The organism is Salinilacihabitans rarus, from assembly GCF_024296665.1.
GTDB lineage: Archaea > Halobacteriota > Halobacteria > Halobacteriales > Natrialbaceae > Salinilacihabitans > Salinilacihabitans rarus.
Genome location: NZ_CP100762.1, coordinates 148,798 through 167,261, shown reverse-complemented (window position 1 = coordinate 167,261; position 18,464 = coordinate 148,798). Strand labels below are relative to the sequence as shown.

Sequence of the window (18,464 nt, the reverse complement as noted above, 5' to 3'; positions counted from 1 at the left end):
TCGGTTCGCCCGCAGGGGCGGTCGGTGCCGGGAGTCGGCGGTCAGGCGCCGATCGACCAGAGCTGGGTCAGCAGGTACCAGTTCAGCGCGTACGTGGTCGCGAACGCGGCGAGGAAGACCAGACAGAGGACGAACGTCCCGCGCATCTCGTAGGCGTGGACCGGGTCGTCGGGGTCATCCGCCATCGCCAGCCCGCCGTCGGCGACCAGATCCGCGTTGTCCTCGCGCCCCTCGACGCGGTCGCCAAACAGGAGCGAGCCGACCGCGACGACCCCGAAGAGGATCCCGCCGGTGATCGCCAGCAGCGCGAAGACGCCGAAGATGGCGAACAGCGGCGAGGCGGCCGCGAGGCTGAACTCGGTGCCGGGGATGTTCTCGACGACCTCGGCCGTCCGCCGGGGGACGCCGTAGAGGATGCCGACGTACATCATCATCAGCACCGCGACGCCCATCGCGGCCGAGTAGAAGAACGGCTGGACCGACGCCAGCCGCTCGGAGACGTACTGGCGCATGAACATCGTCCGGATCACGAAGAAGACCAGCCCCATGAACGCGACCGTCGTCCCGAGGACGACCGTCCCGTGGAAGTGGCCCACCGTCGCGAACGTGTTGTGCCAGGTCATGTTGAGCTGGAGCTGGCCCATCATCACGCCCGTGGTGCCGCCGAGGAAGCCGAACAGGATGATCGAGAAGATCGTCGCGGAGAACACCGGGTTCTTCCACGGTGCCGACGTCAGCCAGCCGAACAGCCCGCGGCCCTTCCCGCGCTTGCGGCGGCCGGCTTCGAGGCCGGCGGGGATGGCGAACGCGTGGATGAGGCTCGCGAACGTCGCGCCGTAGAACGCGTAGGAGGTGTTCCAGATGCGCCAGCCGGTCGAGACGGCCGGGTCCGAGAGCAGGTGGTGGGCCGCCCCGAGGTTGATGAAGAAGAGATAGAGGATGAAGGCCGTCCGCGAGACCTTCTCGCTTACGACCTCGGCGCCGGCGACGACGTGGGTCAGGAAGTACCAGACCGTGATCATCGCGACGAGGTTGATCTGCTGGGAGCCGTGGCCGATGATCCAGTACATCTGGCGGTACCAGGCGGCGTCCCACCACGCGATGTACTCGATGCGCCACAGCAGCGTCGGGACGAACGCGGCGAGACCGCCCAGCAGCGCCTCGACGGCGATGATCGAGGTGACGAAGGCGCCGAAGCTGACGAGCGGGAGCGTCTCGCCGGGATTCTCGCGTTTCTCGCGCCACATCGCGACGAAGAAGGGCAGGGCGGCGACGACGGTGCCGAGGATGAAGACGACCGCGCCCGCGTAGAACAGCGGTTCGGACGGCAACGGGACGTACGAGGTCAGAAGCGGCGCCTCGTTGACCCCCGAGGTCGTCCAGATGGCGTAGTTGATCGAGACCGCGCCCGCGACCATCGTCACCCACCCGGCTTTCGCCACCGCCGTCAGCGGCAGGCGCCGGCCGAGCACCATCGGCCCGCCGACGTAGAGGATGGCGACCTCCATGAACACCATCCAGAAGATAAGCAGGTTCCAGGCGTGCATGCTCAGGTGCGTGTAGAAGTCGCCGGGTTCGAGGAGGCCGATCAGCTCCCAGCGAGTCGTCGCGACGGTGAGCGCGAAGACGCCGCCGAACAGCAACGCGACGACCGCCGTGAGGCCGAACAGTTTGACGTGGTTCTCGACGGAGCGGTGGACCTCCAGACCCGTCACCGAGCAGGTCCGGTAGCCGTCGTCGCGGTACTCGTTGTCGAACAGGCCGAGAACGTCGAATCTGTGTGCCATCGTCATCCCTCCGTCACGACGAACGTGCCGTGCATCGTGCGGTGGCCCTCGCCGCAGAACTCGTTACAGATGATGTGGTACGTCCCGGGTTCGTCGAAGGTCATCGGGACGACCCACTCGTAGCCCGGCAGGACCTGCAGGTTGATCTGTTTGCTCAGCGTCTCCTCCGGCCGCACCGAGAAGCCGTGCTGGACGTCGAGGGAACTGAGGTGGATGTCGTACTCGGTTCCGGCTTCGAGGACGACCGGCGCGCCGTCCCACTGGAAGCGCATGGCGGCGATGTAGACGTCGGTCCCGTCCGGGACGAGACCGTCGTCGGTTTCGGTCGCCGCCTCCTTGTAGGCGTCCATCTTCTCGCGGTACTCGTCGGCGTCGACGCGGAACGTCTCGCCGATCGGGTTCTGATCGCCGATGCGCGTCCACGCGCTCATCCAGCCAAAGAGGATCAGCGACCACCCGACGCCGAGGCCGAGCCAGATCGACTCGCGACGGTTGACCGGCTGGTTCCACCAGTTTCCGCTCGGGGGTTTGATCGGTGACGTCATCCGTTCACCCCGCTGGAATCGAGAAGACGTCCATCCAGCCCCACACGACGTACGAGAGCAGGAAGAACGTCAGCGCTGCCGCCGCGAGCAACCAGATGCGGTCGTACAGCCGTTGCATCATCGGTGCCGATTCGCTCGAATGTGACGTAGTCATGACTCCGTTCGGCCGGCAGTCGTCGCGTTACCCCCCTATTCATTGTCCCGCACATATTCCCCCGGCGCGCGCCGGAGGATCGCGGGGCGTCGGGAGGGTCCGGGACGGGGAGGGGAGCGGCCCGCAGGGCGGAGAAGGGACGAGCCGCGTCAGGGGACGGCGACGTACAGCTGGCCGACGCCGGCGGCCACGAGGACGGCCCCGGCGATGCGGATCACCCGGTCGACGTAGCCGGCGACGCGGCCGGCGCCGAGGGCGTAGCCGAACGCCGTCGCCACCGTGATCGCGACGGTGAGCGCGCCGAAGCCGACGGCGTACGTGCCGAGGACGAGCGCCGCCTCGACCGGCGGCATCGTCATCGACCGGAACGCCAGCGCCAGAAACAGCGGGAGGACACAGCCCGTGGCGGCGAGGGCGTACATCGCGCCGAAGACGCCGAAGCCGGCGACGGTCGACCGGCGCTCGGGCAGGAGGACGTGGACGGCGCCGCTCCCGCCGTACAGCACCCACGCCCCGAGGGCGATCAGCGCGACGCCGACGCCGTACTCGATGTACGGCAGCGCCCGACCGAGCGCCTCGCCGGCGACGATCGAGGCGAGCGACAGCGCGCCGAGGACGGCCATCGCGCCGCCCGCCGCCGCGAGGCCGCGCGCCAGCGTGCCGGACAGCGGCGGCGTCTCCTCGCCGGTCGCGGCGACGTAGTAGCCGACGTAGCCGGGCAACAGCGCGTACGCACACGGGGAGAAGAACGTCGCGACGCCCGTGCCGAGGGCGAACAGCATCGCCCCGAGGAGGTCGCCGCCGGCCATCAGCCACCACCGGCCGCGTCGAGGGCCGTGCGGATCTCGTCGGCCGACTTCTCGCCGCGTCCGGACCACGTCACGGCGTTCGACTCGTCGAGGACGAACGCGTAGGGGACCCCCGAGGCGTCGAGTGCCTCGCTCAGTTCGAGGTCGGCGTCGAGCGCGACGGGCCAGTTCCCGCCGTGCTCGCGCCACCAGTCGGCGACGTCCGCGCGGGTGACGGTGTTGCCGATCGGTTCGTTGGTCACGGAGACGAACTGCACGTCGTCACCGACGTCGGCGTGGACCCGGGAGAGGGGGCCCATCATCGCCTCGCAGACTGAACACCACGTGGCGAACAGTTCGACGAACGTCACCCGGCCGCGCTCGGGCACCGTCGCGGTGCCGGCCTCGCTGCCGGGGGCGTCGATCGTCTCCAGTTCGACCGGGTCGACGACCGCGTCGCCGTCGAGGAGGTCCCACTCGCCGACCGCGGCCGCGCCGCCGCCGAGGACCGCGAGGGCGGCGGCGCCCGCGACGACCTCGCGACGGCGCATCGTTTACCACCCCTCGACGACGGCGCGGGCGTCCTCGATCACGGTGTTCGCGCCCGGTGGACCGCCGGTGTAGGCCCGCTCGACGAGGCCGTCCTCGTTGACCAGCAGGATCAGCGACGAGTGGACGAAGTGGCGGTCGTGGCCCATCTCGTCGTGGTCCATCTCGCCGTCGTCCATCTCGTCGTCCGCGTCGTCGGCCCGCTCGAAGGCGACGCCGAACGTGTCCTCGACGACGTCGCGGGCGTCCGCGGGGGTCTCCGGGCGCAGGAAGTACCAGTTGCCCGCCTCGAAGTCGACGCCGTGGTCCTCGCCGTACTCCTCGAGGACCGCGGCCGTGTCGTACTCGGGGTCGAACGTGACCGGGAGGAACGCGACCTCGTCGGCGTAGCCCTCCTCGGTCGCGTCGGCCTGGACGCGTCGCAGGGTCGCGGTCAGCCCCGGGCAGACGGTCGTACAACTGGTGAAGATGAACGTGAACATCGCGTGGCGCTCGCCGACGAACTCCGTCGTCGTGACCGTCCGGTCGTGCAGCGGCGCCGGGACCGTCGCCTCCGGCAGCGACTCGCCGTAGGCGGGGTGTGGGAGGTCCACGTCGGCGACCTTCTCGTAGTTCTCCGGCGGCGGCAGGACGACGCCGTCGTCCTCCGACCCGAACACGTTGGCCTGTGAACAGCCAGCGAGGGACGCCCCGATCGCGGCCGCGCCCGCCGCGCGCAGGACCGTTCGCCTGTCGGGGCCGGATGGTGTGTGGGTCATGGTCGTCTCTTTCTCGGCATTCCGACCGCTAAAACGCCGTCAGGATTCCCGACGACCGGGAACGCGCCGAATGCGTTCGGGTCGTCGTTGATGTTCGAATCAGCGACAGTCGGCCCGGTCGACGGGATCGGCCGCCGACGCGAAAACGACCCATGCCCGTTCCATCGATGGCGGGAGGGCCGACCGCTACGGCCCCGCTTCGAGGACGGGGCGGGTCTCCTCGTTGAACGTCTCGATCGCCCGAGCGGCCTGCGACGGCAGTTCGGGCTGGGGGTCGGTCATTCCCGGCTCCTCGTCGGGGTCGGGCCAGCCGACGACGATCCGGCCGATGTTCCCGGCGATCTCGTGGGAGGTACAGACCTGCTGGGTGTCGACGTAGTCGTAGACGCCCTCCCGGTCGAACGCGTGCTCGTAGGACGAGCCGACGCCCGTGAGACGGCCGCTCCCCCAGGGTTCGACGCCCGCGGGCGACCGGTGGGGGCCGTGGACGTCCCCGTGGTAGGCGGTGACGTCGTGACGGCCCGTCTCGACGAGCCACTCGACGGTCCCGCCGACGGCGAGGTGGACGACCTGCGGGTCGAACTCCGGGTACGGCTGCGAGGTCGCCGTGACGGTGATCCGCTCGGTGGGCGAGCCCATCTCGCCGGTCCCGTCGGCCTCGCCGCTCGCGCGGTCGGCGAGGTCGCCGAGACAGCCGGCGAGGGCGACGACGGCCGCGCAACCGGACGACCGGAGGACGCTACGACGTGACGTGGGTGTCATGGTGGTTCGGGTGTGCGATCGACGGGCGAGGCAGGCGGGCGGGCGAGGCGGCCCGATCGGATCAGGGGTCCTCCTCGTAGACCTCGGGGTTCTCCTCGCCCTCGACGTCGACGACGGCCAGCGCGCCCTTGCGGACGACGCGGCTGAGCGCGTGGTCGACGATCTTGACCGGGCCGGGGACGGGGAACTCCATCTCCCCGACGGTGGTCGTGCCGGGCGCGACCGGCGCCGTCTCGATGTTCCGGTCGGGTTCGGTGAGCAGGTCGCCGTCGCGGTAGTAGTTGCTCCAGACGTTCCCGATCGGGTGCAGCGAACTCAGCAGGTTCGGGCCGCCGTTGGCGAAGTAGACCCGGGCCGTGTCGCCGACCTCGGCTTTCATCGGACCGACGCCGTCCTCGGTGAACCCGTAGGCCTGACCGTTGAACACCACGTAGGTCGGGTGCTCCATCGCCATGGCGTCGAAGTCGAAGGTGTGGTGACCCTCCTGACCGACCTGCCCGTCGGTGTAGATCTCGTGCTGGCCGAGGTAGTACTCGTGGTCGACCTCGGGGAGGCCGTCCTCGGGTTCGACGAGGATCGAACCGAACATGCCGGCGCTGATGTGCTGGTCCATGTTCGGGACCGCGCAGTGGTAGATGAACGCCCCCGCGTACTCGGCGGTGAAGGCGATCTCCGCGGCGTTGTCGCCCGGGCCGATGGTCGTGGCGTCGGCGCCGCCGCCCGGACCGTAGACCGCGTGGAAGTCCATGTTGTGGATGTTCATGTTCGAGTCCTCCGGCACCTCGAACCGGAGGTTGACCCGGTCGCCCTGGCGGACGCGGACCATCGGACCGGGGACCTGCCCCTCGAAGGTCATGTAGTCGAACGTGACGCCGGGTTCGATCTCGGCGGTCACGTCCTGAGTCCGGATCGTGATGTCGTGTTCGCGGGGCTCGTCCCAGTCGACGGGGTCGGGGATGTCGGTCGGGTCGCGGGCGATGCGGTCGACATCGACGTCCTCGGCCGCCGGCAGCCCGTCGTCTTCGGACTCGTCGTCGGCGCCCTGGTCGGCGTCGTCCGTTTCATCGCCGCCGAGGCAGCCGGCGACCGCGACTGCGCCGGCCGCCCCCATCGCTTGCACGAATCGCCGTCGGTTGGATCGATACTGGGTCATGGTCCTCTCCTCCGTCTAGGTATGGACATACGTTCAACAGTACCGACGATTCCCGACGATCGGAAACCCCTACGTACGTGTTCGAACCATAGTTTAACTCATAAGCGACCCCCGTGATACGGCGGTCTTTTAAGTCACGCTCCCCGCGGCCCCGCGACGCGGAGCGGTTCGATCGGGAGGGTCGAGGACGTCACGCGGCGACGACCAGCGTTTCGACGACGATGGCCAGCAGGATCGCCCCGAGGTAGTAGTTCGAGACGTAGAACGAGCGCAGCGCGACCTCGTCGGTCCGGACGCGGTACTGGCGGACCACCGACCGGAGGAAGACGGCGCCGAGGGCGACCGACGTCGTCGCGTACAGCCAGCCGAGGCCGGCCAGCCAGCCCAGCAGGCTCGCGGCCAGGAGGGTCGCGCCGAGGTAGAAGGCGACGTGGCGCCGCGCGGCGAGGGTCCCCTCGACGACGGGGAACATCGGGAACCCCCCGCGCGCGTAGTCCTCGCGGTAGGCGATCGCGAGGCTGTAGAAGTGCGCGGGCGTCCACAGGAAGATCACCGCCGCGAGGGCGACCGCGGGGAGGCCGACGTCCCCGGTGACGGCCGCCCAGCCGATGATCGCGGGGAGCGCCCCCGCGCCGCCGCCGAGGACCGTGTTCCAGGCCGTGTGCGGCTTCAACACCACCGTGTAGACGACGGCGTAGTAGGCGACGGCGACGAGGGTGAGCGCGGCCGCCAGCGCGTTCACCCACGTCCAGAGGACGACCGCGGACGCGGCCGCGAGCGCGAGGCCGAACGCCAGGGCGTTCCGGGCCGGCACGAGGTCGTGGACCAGCGGCCGGTCGGCCGTGCGGTTCATCCGCCGGTCGCGGTCGCGCTCGTAGACGTGGTTGAAGGTGCCGCTCGCGCCGATCGCGAGGACGCCGCCGGCGAGCGTCGCGACCGCGGTCGACGCCTCCAGGGGTTCGCCGGTCAGCGTCGCCAGCCCCATCCCCGCGACCGCGACGAGACAGAGCAGCCACATCAACCGCGGTTTGGTGAGCGTCAGGTAGCCGCCGGCCAGTCGGCGCAGGCGGGCGAGTCGGCCGTCCGGGCGGTCGGTCCCGACCGCGGACGCACTCGGCGCCGGTTCGACGGCCTCCGGGTCGGCGATCGCCGAACGTGCCGGTTCCGCGACGTCGGCATCGACGGCGTCCTCGAGGGTCCACACGAGCGCGGCGAGCAGGCAGGCGAAGATGCCCGTCGCGAGCGCGAGGTGGAGGCCGGAGGCCGCGCCGGGGCCGCCGACGACGAGCGCGGCGCCGAGGACGACCTGAACCGGGTAGAGGGCGGCCGCACAGCCGACGAGGACGGCGACGCGGCGGCCGACGGCGACGCGGCGAACCGCGAGGGCGGCGGCCGCGAGCAGGAGGCCGGCCACGAGCGCCGCCGCGCGGTGGCCCCAGAAGAGGAGCGAGTCGCCGGCGGCCGGGCCGAGCGCCGGCGCCGTCGAGCAGGTCGGCCAGGTCGTGCAGGCGGTCGCGCCGTCGGTCGTCGAGACGGCGGTGCCGAACGCGACGAGGACGTACGCGGCGATCGTCGTCGCCGCGAGCAGGTCGGCGAACCGCCGTCGGTCGAGTGCGTCGATCATCGGTCGGTAACGTCGGTGGTTCGTCGCGGGAATCGAGCCCGCGAGGGCCCCGCGGGCGACCGGTTCGTCGTCGGTCCGTCGGCCGGTCCGTCGCGTCGGGAGCTCACTCGCGCCAGATGACGGTCACGACGTCGTCGTCGCGTTCGACCGTCTCGTAGGCGTACCCGCGGTCGTCGAGTTTCGGGAAGAGAAACTGCGGGACGCGGTCGTTGCGCTGGACGAGGACCGTCTCGTCCGGGAGGTCGGCGAGCAGTTCGAGGGTCCGCCTGAGCGGCTCCGGCGGCCCGCAAGAGCGGACGTCGATCGACTCCCGCGGCCGGCCCGACGGTGCCCCTGTCGCGTCGACGACGGCGGCCTGTTCCATGGAGGAGGGTCGTCCCCGCCGCCCCCTATCCGTACTCCCGAACGTGTTCGCCATCGTCGCGGCCGTCGCCGCGCGTGGTCAGTCCTCGCGTTTGGGGAACCGGGCGACGAACTCGTCGTCGGCGACCCGCTCGACCTCGTAGCCGTCGGCGTCGAAGCTCTCCACCTCGGCCTGGAACTCGTAGAACAGCGGCTTGGGCTCGTGGTCGTTGACGATGGTGAGCGTCTCGCCCGGGTCGAGTTCGTCGAACGCGTCGTGGATCCGGGGGTGTCTGTTCACCGGCGGAACGTCCCTGACGTCGAGTCGCGTCATGCGGACGAACGTCGACCCCCCGCGACCATCGGCGTTCGTCCGAACACGTTCGGCAACTCAGGCCTCCCGGACGAGGACGTGCCAGAGGTCCCCCGAGCGCCGCTCGCTCTCGTAGTCGAAGCCACGCTCCTCGAGGACCTCGTAGAGCGGGGCTGGCTCGAAGGGCGCGACGAGGCGGAGGCGCTCGTCGGCGCCGAGGTCGTCCAGCGCGGCCACGATGTCGTCGAACGGCGGGCCGTCTATCTCTCGGACGTCGAGCAGTCGTTCGGCGGAGTCGGTTGCCATCGTGCGAGCGTTCGACGCGGCCGCGGTTGGCTATTAAGACGAATATGTTCGGGTGACGTCGTCGCGCGGGCCGCGGACGGGAACCCGAACATATTCGGAGGTGGGCGTATGTACCCTTATCGGGAACGTGTTCGTATGGCCCAGGCTACACTCGCGGTGACGATGCCGGAAGAGGTGTGGGTGCAACAGGTGTCGACGGCACACCCGGAGGCGACGCTCCGGGTGCTGGCGGCGGTTCCGGGCTCCGAGTCGGGCTTCGCGCTCGTCCGGATCGCCGGCCCCGACGTGCCAAGCGTCCTCGAGGACATGGACGAGCACCCACAGATCACCGAACTCACCCTCGCGCAGTGGAGCGAAAACGAGGCGACGATCCACTTCGAGACGACCGCACCGCTGCTCATGTTCTCCTCGCGCGACTCGGGGATGCCGATCGAACTCCCCGTCGAGATCCAGGACGGCGAGGCCATCGTCGAGGTGACCGGCTCGCGCGAGCGGCTCTCGGAACTCGCCGGCCAACTCGAACGGTTCGGCCTCCAGTACCGGATCGAGCACGTCCGCGAGCGGGTCCACGACAGCCAGTTGCTCTCCGAGCGCCAGCGCGAGGTCGTGATGGCGGCGGTCGAGGAGGGGTACTACGACACCCCGCGGTGTTGCTCGCTGACCGAACTGGCCGGCCGCCTCGGCATCGCCAAGTCGACGTGCAGCGAGACGCTCCACCGCGCCGAGGAAGCCATCATCAAGCGGTTCGTCCGCGAACTCCCGACCGCCGACGAGCCCGACGCGCTCGAAGATGGACTCGCGAACGAGCCCGCGACGAGCGAGTGAGCCCGTGACGTCCGCTCCCCGAAACTTCCGGCGCGTCGACGGCTCCAGCCGGCGACGTATCACCGCGCGTACACCACCCGACGGGCCGAAACTGACGGCAAACTGCCGCGACTGGGCCACTCGGCCGTCGTCGACTCCCGTTTTGCAACCCGAACCGACAGTCGCAGCCGCCGACGGGAGTTCGATCGCGTATATACGTTCGAACGTATTCGGCTAGGTTACCACCATCTGGGAATCGTCACGAGCCTTCAATCGCAACCTATTCAAAAGCCGGGTGTAGAGTCCATACCATGACGGCATTCAACCGTGATCGACGGACGTTCCTGAAGGCATCGGGCGCTGCACTGTCACTGACCCTCGTCGCTGGTTGCAGCAGCGACGACGGCGGCGACGGCGGCGACGGCGGCGACGGCGGCGACGGTGAGGACGGCGACGACGGCGCCGAAGACTTCGGCGGCCACTTCGACAACGTCCCCAACTACGAGGGCGTCGAGGACCACACGGGCGAGAGCGAGGTCACCGTCGACGTCGGTGCCGGCGGCAGCGGCCTGACGTTCGCACCCCCGGCGATCCGGGTCGACACCGGCACGACCGTCGTCTGGGAGTGGACCGGCACGGGCGGCGAGCACAACGTCGTCGACCAGGACGGCGCGTTCGAGTCCGAGCAGACCGCCGAGGAAGGGTTCACGTTCGAACACACGTTCGAGGAGGCCGGCGAGTTCCTCTACGTGTGCGAGCCCCACCAGAGCGTGGGGATGAAAGGCGCCGTGGTCGTCGAATGAGGACGACCGACGCCGGGCTCCGCTCGCGGACCGACCCGGTCACCACCGTTCCGGAGGTGATCACACTCAATGAGTGCTGACGATACGACATTCCCGGACGACGAAGACGAATCGTTCCACCCCCTCGGCGCCGAGTGGGAGTCGGAACTCGAGGAGATGCTCGACGACACCGAGTACGACACGGATCTCGGGATCGACATGGCCCGCGACGCCATGCGGGTCACCAAAGGCGAGCTCTCCGAGGCGGAGTTCCACGCGAAGTACCACGAGTCGGTCCTCGACGAGTTCGGCGTCGACGACCGACCGACCGCCGAGGCCTTCGAGGAACTCGAAGAGCGCGTCGACGAGGGCCGCGACCGGCTCACGGACGCCCTCGCGAGGCTCGACGGCGAGGACGACGAGAGCCGCCGCGAAGTGATGAAGAAGATGGGCGTCGGCGCCGCCGCGGTCGGCCTCGGTGCGTGGGGCACCGTCGACGACGGTAAGCCCGAGGGAGCCCTCGCCGCGGCCGAGTCGGAGTCGAATACGGAGGCCCAGATGGACTCCGACGTCCAGTGGGGGATGACGATCGACCTCGAGCGCTGTGACGGCTGTCTCTCCTGTATGGTCGCCTGTAGCCAGGAGAACCAGCTCGATCAGGGCGTCAACTGGATGTACGTGATGGCCTTCGAGGACGAGCTCACCTCCTCGCCGTCCCCGGCACCCGACGTGATCGGCGGGACGAGCGACTACAACATGCTCGTCCGCCCGTGCCAGCACTGCACGGACGCCCCCTGTGAGAAGGTCTGCCCGACGACCGCCCGCCACACGCGGGACTCGGACGGCCTCGTCCTGACCGACTACGACGTCTGCATCGGCTGCCGGTACTGTCAGGTGGCCTGTCCGTACGGCGTCAACTACTTCCAGTGGGACGAGCCCGACACGCCGTACGAACAGCTCCACGAGGGGCAGCAGAACGCCGAGGAGCCGCGGGACGTCACCCACTCCGAGTACGAACACGGCGAGGAGCGCTGGGTCGACAGCCGCGCGCCCCGCGGCGTGATGAGCAAGTGTACGATGTGCCCGTCCCACCAGGACGGCTCCCGCGGCGAGGAGATGGTCGGGACGACCGCCTGCGAGACGGCCTGCCCGCCCAACGCGATCCAGTTCGGCAACGTCAAAGACGAGCGGAGCGACCCCTACCAGCACCGCGAGCACCCGACCAAGAGCCGGACGGTCATCGACATCCACAACGACGTGCCCTCGCCGGAGACGATCGACGAGAACCTCGGCCAGGGCGACGACCTCGACGCCGCGATCGAGGCGATCGACGGGCTCGACCGCGAACTCGTCGGCGTCATGAAGGCGGTCGGGATCGTCAGCGAGCGCCTCGAACCCGGCGAGGGGGAGAACAACAGCGTCCTCGAGAAAGAGCAGACGGTCCTCGCCTCCGTCGACGCGCTCGAACAGTACGTCGACCTCGAAAGCGAGGACGCCCTCCTCGAACTGGGGCTCGGCGACGGTAGCGAGGACGACGCCAACGCCCGTCTGCGCCAGTTCGCCGGCAACCCCAGCTCGAAGTTCAAGCTGCTCGAGGACGTCGGCACCCACCCGAACGTCACGTACCTCGGACAGGAGCCCGGGCCGGAGGCCGAGCAGGTCGAAGGGCCCACCCAGTACGAGCGCATCGGCCTCGGGGACAACCGCAAGGAGGAGGTCCTCGACAACGGAACCGTCGGTGACGCGGGGGTCTCGCTATGAGCACCGAGACCAGGCTGCCGACGGAGGAGGACATCCTCCGGCCGATCAACACCTTCACGAAGACGTACGTCGCCCTCTACGGGATCTCGACGCTTGCCCTCGTCGCCTTCCTCGTCGCCTGGGCCTACCAGCTCCAGCAGGGGCTGATCGTCACCGGTCTCGGCGACTGGGGCTCCGGCGGCGGCTCGACCTGGGGGCTGTACATCGGCGCGTTCATCTGGTGGGTCGGCATCGCCCACGGCGGGATCATCCTCTCCGCCGCGGTCCGCCTGCTGGGCATGGACCGGTACATGCCGGTCGCCCGGCTCGCCGAGATGCTGACCATCGCCGGCCTCTCCGCGGCCGGGTTCTACATCCTCGTCCACATGGGTCGGCCCGACCGGATGGTCACGAGCGTCATCGGCCACTACCACATCACGGTCAACAACTCGCCGCTGGTGTGGGACGTGACCGTCATCACGGCCTACTTCGTGATGACCGCGACGTACCTCGGTCTGACGCTGCGCTACGACGTCAGCCGCCTGCGCGACGACCTCCCCGACCGGTTCGAACCGATCTACAAGCTGCTGACGATCGGCTACACCGAGGAGGAAGACGAGGTCGTCGAGCGCATGGTCTGGTGGCTCGCCGCGGCGGTCATCATCATGGCCCCGCTGCTGCTCCACGGCGGCGTGATCCCGTGGCTGTTCGCGCTGCTGCCGGCGATGCCCGCCTGGACCGGCGCGATTCAGGGGCCGCAGTTCCTCTCGATCGCGCTGACGTCGGCGATCAGCGGCGTGATCCTCATCGCGGCCGCCTTCCGGCGCGCGTACGACTGGGATCACATCTTCACCGACGACATCTTCCGCGGGCTGCTCCTGTGGCTCGGGTTCTTCTGCCTGCTGTTCCTGTGGTTCCAGCTCCAGCAGCTCATCAACGGCTCGTTCCTCGGGCCGCTCGATTCGGCCCGGGCCACCGAGCACAAGCTCGGACACCCGATCTACATCCTCTCGATGCTGATGGTGCTCGGGACGCTCACGTTCATCTTCCTGCAGGGCATCCGTCCCGCGCTGTTCAGCCGGGCCCGCGCCATCCTCGCCGGCGTCGTCGTCCTCACCGCGACCTTCCTCGAGAAGCTGCTGTTCGTCGTGGAAGGGTTCATGGACCCGCACTTCGACATCTACGCGGCCACGCCCGGGGCGTACTTCCCGAGTGCGATCGAGTGGCTGTCGCTGGCCGGAACGATCGGCATGGTGGTGTTGCTGTTCCTCAGCCTGTCGAAGATGGTTCCGGTCGTCGAACTCCACGCGGTCGAACACATGCGCGGCGAGCACGAACACGGCGGTGAACCCGCCGAGACGGAGGTGAAAGCATGAGCCTGACCGGACTGCTCGCGACCGCGCCGTCGAAGCTGCTCTACCACGGCTACGACGGCACCGACGGCTTCACGGGCTTCGCCAACGAGGGTACCTGGATCATCTTCGCGGTCGTCCTGGTGCCGATCTACATCATGTTGATCGCGTGGTTCACCGGCAAACCCCGCGACACGAAGTCCGGACTGCTCGGGGTCACCTACCTCGTCGGGCTGACGACGTCGATGTGGGTCGGGATGCTGATCCTGACGATGATCATCGGGGTCGTCTTCTACGGCGGGTTGCCCGAACCGATCGGCGCACCCGGCCCGTAACGACCGCGATCACCTTCCTCAGCCGTCCGACGGGCGCGAGCCCGAACCATCACACGTATCAGAGTCGGCTCCCTTCTTCAGCTAGAAGACCGCCTATGAGTACCACTGAACGCGAACTCCGGCAGACGCTCGCAGAGATCGAGGACCCGCTGCTCGGCGAGGACATCGTCTCGCTGGGCCTCGTCAACGACGTCTCGGTAGACGGCGACACCGCGACCATCTCGCTGGCGTTCAACGCGCCGTACGCCCCGGCAGAGATGGAACTCGGCAACCGGATCCGCGACGCCGTCTCGGAGGCCGGCTTCGAGCCGGACCTGCGCGCACAGATCGGCGAGGAACACGGCATCGACGTCGACGTCCTCCCGCGGGTGCGCAACGTGATCGCCGTCGCCTCCGGCAAGGGCGGCGTCGGCAAGACCACCGTCGCGGCCAACCTCGCGGCCGGCCTCGAGGCCCGGGGTGCCATGGTCGGCATCCTCGACGCCGACATCCACGGCCCGAACGTCCCGCGGCTGCTGCCGGTCGAGGGCGAACCGGGCGTGACGCCCAACGAGGAAATCGTCCCGCCGCGCTCGGACGGCGTCCGCGTCATGAGCATGGGGTTCATGCTGGAGAACGAGGACGACCCCGCCATCCTTCGCGGGCCCATGGTCAACAAGTTCATGATGAAGTTCCTGGAGGGCGTCGAGTGGGGGCGGCTCGACTACCTCATCGTCGACCTGCCGCCGGGGACCGGCGACGCGACGCTGAACCTCCTGCAGTCGATGCCGGTCACCGGCGCGGTGATCGTCACGACGCCCCAGGACATGGCGCTCGACGACACCCGCAAGGGGCTGCGGATGTTCCAGAAGCACGACACGCCCGTCCTCGGCATCGTCGAGAACATGAGTTCGTTCGTCTGCCCCAGCTGCGGCGACGAACACGACGTGTTCGGCCGCGAGGGGGCGGACACCATCGTCGACAACTACGACGTCTCGCTGCTGCGGCGGATCCCGGTCCACCCGGACTTCGGCGCCGACGGCAGCGACGGCGTGGTCGTCAAGGACGACGAGAGCCCGGTTCGGGAGGCCATGACGGACCTCGTCGAGGAAACCGCCGACCGCATCGCCGCGGTCAACCACCGGATCGTCTCCGAGAACGTGGAAGTCCCCGACGACGAGGAAGAGGAGGTCGACGAGAGCATCCCGACCGAGACCGAGGACTGAGGCTCAGCCCTCTAGCAGCGACTCGACGTACCGGGTGACGTGGTCGTCCATCCGGCGCTTGTACCCCGCCCGGCGTGCGAGCCGGTCGAGTTCCCGCGCGACGAGGCTGCCGTACTGGACCGCCTTCTTCGGCCGTCGCGCGACCGACGACGGCAGGTAGTCGGACGCGACAGCGCGCAGCGCCTTCTTTCGCTCCGACTCGTCGGCCAGCAGACTCGCCGGCAGGCGCAGCGCCGCGTCGACGACGCCGTCGTCGACGAGGGGCGCGACCGGGTCGACGCCCGCGGCCTCGACCGCGAGGACGTCCCGGGGAAGCTGGTCGGGGAGCGTCAGGATCGTCTCCCTGACGGCGCCGCGGACCGTCTCCGCCTCGACCCGGTGGTCGAGGTGGACGACCTTCTCGTAGCCGCCGAACAGTTCGTCGGCGCCCTGGCCGACCGCCAGCGCGTCGAAGCCGTCGGCGGCGACCCGCTCTGCGACGAGGTACAGCGGGAGCGCAATCCCCACGTCCATGGCGTTCGTCCGTCCGATCGCCCGCGCGACCGTCGGGACGGCGCGCTCGACGTCGTCGTGGTCGAGTTCGACGACCGAGAGGTCGATCCCCATCGCCGCGGCGCTCTCCCGGGCGGCCTCGACGTCCCCGCTGTCGGGAAAGCCGACGACGTACGCCGGCGCGTCCAGCAGGGCGGCGAGCAGCGCCGAGTCGACGCCGCCGGAGAACGCGACCGCGACGTCGCGGTCGTCGGCGCGCTCGCGTTCCCGTTCGACGGCCCCGAGGATCGCGCGTTCGACCCGACCGAGCGCCCGCTCCCGGTCGCCGTCCGGGTCGGGGTCGGGGAGTTCCCAGACCGAGTGCGTCCCCGCGGCGTCGACGACCGAGCCGCCCGGCACGAGCGCGGGATCGTCGAGGTCGGTCGGCCGGAACGCCCACGCCCCCTCGCTGGCCGGGTCGGCGGCCCCGCGCTCGACGTACAGCGGGACGCGCCCGAGGACGTCCCGGACGAGGCGGCCGTCGAGGTCGCCCGCGAAGCCCGCGGTCCCCGGGAGGGGGTCGCCGGCGTCGAGGGCCGCGCGGACCGTCGCGGGGTCGGCGCCGCGGACGGTCATTCGAACAGCTCCGCGACGCGGCTCTTCACGCGGCGTTTCGCGCCGCCGGCGGCCTGCCGGAAGCTGATGTGCCACGGCGTCCGCTTGCCCTCGACGGTGGTCTCGCCGGCGGCGATCGCGTCGAGGATGGCGTCGACGTCGGGGTCGCTCGCGCCGACGCGGGTCACGGCCTGCCCGACCATCTCGCTGATGTGAGCGTCGCTGCCCGCCGTCATCGGCAGGTTCCGCGCGCGGGCGAACCGCTCGGCCTGCCGGTTCGCCCGGCCGGTGAGCAGCCGCGAGTTGTAGACCTCGATCGCGTCGGCCGCCGCGAGGTCCTCGCGCGTCACGCGGGCCATCACGCCGTGGCGCGACTCCTGGAACGGGTGCGGGACGACCGCCAGCCCGCCCTGCTCGCGGATCCGATCGAGCGTCTCGCGGTAGGACAACCCCGGCGGCACCGCCTCCTCGACGCCCAGTCCGAGGACGTGGCCCGCCTTGCTCGAAATCTCCATCCCCGGGATGGCGACGAGGTCGTACTCCGGAGCGCGGTCGACGGCCTCGAGGCTGGCGTCGATCTCGTCGTGATCGGTGATCGCGACGGCGTCGAGGCCGACGGCGGCGGCCTGTTCGAGGATGAGGTCGACGGGGTCGCGACCGTCGTACGACAGCGACGAGTGGACGTGGAGTTCGACCGACAGCACGGGCGTACGTGTCGGGAGGGTCGTCAAAAGTATCTCGATACCGTTGCGCTCGCAAGGTTGTCACGTTCTCCCGACACGTCCGGCGTCGTCCGGACCGGTAGCCACGGCGTCGCAATCACGGTCGAAGTAAGTCGGTGACGACACCCGCGACGTCTCGATCTGGGGGCTATACGATCGATTCGTCGGTGTTTGTCTCCCAGAACGCACTTCGATCGACCCCGAACGGACGCCGGGACGACGGATGGAACGCGCACGCGTCCGAGCAATGAACGACATCTAGGCAAAATAGAAACGGATAAATAGTTGGTTATGAACACAATGTGTATGCCTGACAATTCGTGTGACAGGCGAACCATCCTGAAACGAACCCTCGCAGGCGGCGCGGCGATCGCGGGGCTGTCTGGAACGACGCTCGCATCGGGCCCGGACAGATTCGAACAGATGAAGCGCGATATTCTAGTGGCCGAGCGAATCGGGTGGCAGAGCGGCGAGAAGGCGAAGGCCCGGTTCCTCGACGAGCGGGGCTACAAACACGCCAGCAGAACGATTGAGGTTCCCCTCGTGCTCGGCGGGGAGGACGACGAGGACACGGTTGACGTTGAGAAAATTCAGGATCCGCAGGACGGCGGCATCAAGGCGACGATGGGCGGCTACTACGACACGTACGAGAACTACTATTCGGCGTCCCTGTCCACTGATTACTGGTTCAAGGCCACGTGTACGTACACAAACGTCGGCTACTTCAATAAGTCCCACGGGTCGCCCCCGAAAGACGCCGCTGCGCTCCGGTGGAATCCACCGTGGGCCGAGTACTGGAGACTCGCCGACGGCGGCGGAGAGAGCGCCACGTTCTCTTCCACACACTCTTCTTGGGACGAGGACGTCCACGAGCCGGGCATCGGCCGGACTGGCTTCAAGTTCGACGACAGTGGCGTCTACGATGAATGGAAAGATACTCTCCCCGACTGCGGGTACCTTGACTCTATCACTGAGGAAGAGTACGTGCGAGCCGGCACCGTCGGCGTCATGTTGACGCCGACGGGCGATCATAGCTACTCCGACCGCAGGGTCTGGGGGAGCTACACCCACTCCTGGTCAGACATCAGGCTTAGCGTTACGCCGAATTGGAGTACGGGTGGGTGGAGCCTGACGTTCAGTCCCTATATCGACGTTGATGAAGCGATCATCAACACCAACCCGGACGGTAACGACCTCGTGATTACCCAAGACGAGATCCTCGACACAAAGTTCCCGTGAGCGCGCTCGCGGGCGATGGCCGAGCGTGACCGCCGCGCCAGCCGTTCCGTCCCGCGTCCCGGCCCGAGCGTCGGATCGTTCGCCAACCCGCCGCACGTCCCGGCGCGGGGCCGATGGA

General features: G+C 69.0%; 20 protein-coding genes. 7 read left to right on the top strand and 13 right to left on the bottom strand.

From position 1 onward, the window contains the following. Positions 1-41 precede the first annotated feature (41 nt). From NKG98_RS00845 to NKG98_RS00795, 11 genes are all read right to left on the bottom strand, one after another. On the bottom strand, positions 42-1,787 hold the full coding sequence (locus NKG98_RS00845) for a cytochrome c oxidase subunit I (RefSeq protein ID WP_254767852.1): 1,746 nt from the start codon (positions 1,785-1,787) through the stop codon (positions 42-44). Between the two features lie 2 nt (positions 1,788-1,789). Then, a complete protein-coding gene (locus tag NKG98_RS00840; RefSeq protein ID WP_254767851.1) occupies positions 1,790-2,332 on the bottom strand; it encodes a cupredoxin domain-containing protein in 543 nt (180 codons plus the stop codon). Between the two features lie 303 nt (positions 2,333-2,635). Beyond that, on the bottom strand, positions 2,636-3,295 hold the full coding sequence (locus NKG98_RS00835) for a cytochrome c biogenesis CcdA family protein (RefSeq protein ID WP_254767850.1): 660 nt from the start codon (positions 3,293-3,295) through the stop codon (positions 2,636-2,638). Next, positions 3,295-3,825 (bottom strand): TlpA family protein disulfide reductase, encoded by a 531-nt coding sequence (locus tag NKG98_RS00830; RefSeq protein WP_254767849.1) that lies wholly within the window; start codon positions 3,823-3,825, stop codon positions 3,295-3,297. The genes NKG98_RS00835 and NKG98_RS00830 overlap by 1 nt, the downstream gene beginning before the upstream one ends. Positions 3,826-3,828: 3 nt before the next feature. Then, entirely contained in the window at positions 3,829-4,581 is a 753-nt protein-coding gene (locus tag NKG98_RS00825) for an SCO family protein (protein ID WP_254767848.1), read from the bottom strand. 186 nt (positions 4,582-4,767) lie between these two features. Beyond that, on the bottom strand, positions 4,768-5,343 hold the full coding sequence (locus tag NKG98_RS00820) for a cupredoxin domain-containing protein (protein WP_254767847.1): 576 nt from the start codon (positions 5,341-5,343) through the stop codon (positions 4,768-4,770). 61 nt (positions 5,344-5,404) lie between these two features. Continuing rightward, positions 5,405-6,496, bottom strand: coding sequence for a copper-containing nitrite reductase (nirK, locus tag NKG98_RS00815; protein ID WP_254767846.1), 1,092 nt, complete (start codon positions 6,494-6,496; stop codon positions 5,405-5,407). Positions 6,497-6,686: 190 nt separating this feature from the next. Next, positions 6,687-8,120, bottom strand: coding sequence for a heme o synthase (cyoE, locus tag NKG98_RS00810; RefSeq protein WP_254767845.1), 1,434 nt, complete (start codon positions 8,118-8,120; stop codon positions 6,687-6,689). A 103-nt stretch (positions 8,121-8,223) separates the two neighbouring features. Beyond that, positions 8,224-8,484 carry a DUF2249 domain-containing protein gene (locus tag NKG98_RS00805; protein WP_254767844.1) on the bottom strand — a complete coding sequence of 87 codons (261 nt, stop codon included), beginning with the start codon at positions 8,482-8,484 and terminating at the stop codon, positions 8,224-8,226. Positions 8,485-8,562: 78 nt separating this feature from the next. Beyond that, positions 8,563-8,796, bottom strand: a complete 234-nt coding sequence (locus NKG98_RS00800; protein ID WP_254767843.1) for a DUF2249 domain-containing protein — start codon at positions 8,794-8,796, stop codon at positions 8,563-8,565. A 57-nt stretch (positions 8,797-8,853) separates the two neighbouring features. After that, a complete protein-coding gene (locus NKG98_RS00795; RefSeq protein ID WP_254767842.1) occupies positions 8,854-9,081 on the bottom strand; it encodes a DUF2249 domain-containing protein in 228 nt (75 codons plus the stop codon). Positions 9,082-9,216: 135 nt separating this feature from the next. On the opposite strand from NKG98_RS00795, the gene NKG98_RS00790 reads away from it, so the two are divergent. The 6 genes from NKG98_RS00790 to NKG98_RS00765 all read left to right on the top strand — a co-directional run bounded on the left by NKG98_RS00790 (position 9,217) and on the right by NKG98_RS00765 (position 15,299). After that, on the top strand, positions 9,217-9,906 hold the full coding sequence (locus NKG98_RS00790; RefSeq protein WP_254767841.1) for a helix-turn-helix domain-containing protein: 690 nt from the start codon (positions 9,217-9,219) through the stop codon (positions 9,904-9,906). A 290-nt stretch (positions 9,907-10,196) separates the two neighbouring features. Then, positions 10,197-10,688 carry a halocyanin domain-containing protein gene (locus NKG98_RS00785; RefSeq protein WP_254767840.1) on the top strand — a complete coding sequence of 164 codons (492 nt, stop codon included), beginning with the start codon at positions 10,197-10,199 and terminating at the stop codon, positions 10,686-10,688. Positions 10,689-10,757: 69 nt separating this feature from the next. Next, on the top strand, positions 10,758-12,428 hold the full coding sequence (locus NKG98_RS00780) for a 4Fe-4S ferredoxin N-terminal domain-containing protein (RefSeq protein WP_254767839.1): 1,671 nt from the start codon (positions 10,758-10,760) through the stop codon (positions 12,426-12,428). Then, complete coding sequence (gene nrfD / locus NKG98_RS00775) at positions 12,425-13,783, top strand: NrfD/PsrC family molybdoenzyme membrane anchor subunit (protein WP_254767838.1); 1,359 nt, start codon at positions 12,425-12,427, stop codon at positions 13,781-13,783. The genes NKG98_RS00780 and nrfD overlap by 4 nt, the downstream gene beginning before the upstream one ends. Beyond that, positions 13,780-14,094, top strand: coding sequence for a hypothetical protein (locus NKG98_RS00770; RefSeq protein WP_254767837.1), 315 nt, complete (start codon positions 13,780-13,782; stop codon positions 14,092-14,094). Before nrfD ends, NKG98_RS00770 begins: the two co-directional genes overlap by 4 nt. 95 nt (positions 14,095-14,189) lie before the next feature. Beyond that, the gene (locus NKG98_RS00765; RefSeq protein ID WP_254767836.1) at positions 14,190-15,299 is read left to right on the top strand and encodes an Mrp/NBP35 family ATP-binding protein; all 1,110 of its coding nucleotides are present in this window, start codon (positions 14,190-14,192) and stop codon (positions 15,297-15,299) included. Between the two features lie 3 nt (positions 15,300-15,302). Here NKG98_RS00765 and NKG98_RS00760 read toward each other — a convergent pair whose 3' ends face one another. Together NKG98_RS00760 and NKG98_RS00755 are read right to left on the bottom strand one after the other, a co-directional pair. Continuing rightward, positions 15,303-16,406: an asparagine synthase C-terminal domain-containing protein gene (locus NKG98_RS00760; RefSeq protein ID WP_254767835.1), complete on the bottom strand. Its 1,104-nt coding sequence runs from the start codon at positions 16,404-16,406 to the stop codon at positions 15,303-15,305. Beyond that, positions 16,403-17,089 (bottom strand): PHP domain-containing protein, encoded by a 687-nt coding sequence (locus NKG98_RS00755; RefSeq protein ID WP_254767834.1) that lies wholly within the window; start codon positions 17,087-17,089, stop codon positions 16,403-16,405. The genes NKG98_RS00760 and NKG98_RS00755 overlap by 4 nt, the downstream gene beginning before the upstream one ends. Before the next feature lie 324 nt (positions 17,090-17,413). Here NKG98_RS00755 and NKG98_RS00750 point away from each other — a divergent pair, with 324 nt between their 5' ends. Next, positions 17,414-18,346, top strand: a complete 933-nt coding sequence (locus NKG98_RS00750; protein WP_254767833.1) for a hypothetical protein — start codon at positions 17,414-17,416, stop codon at positions 18,344-18,346. Positions 18,347-18,464: the final 118 nt, after the last annotated feature.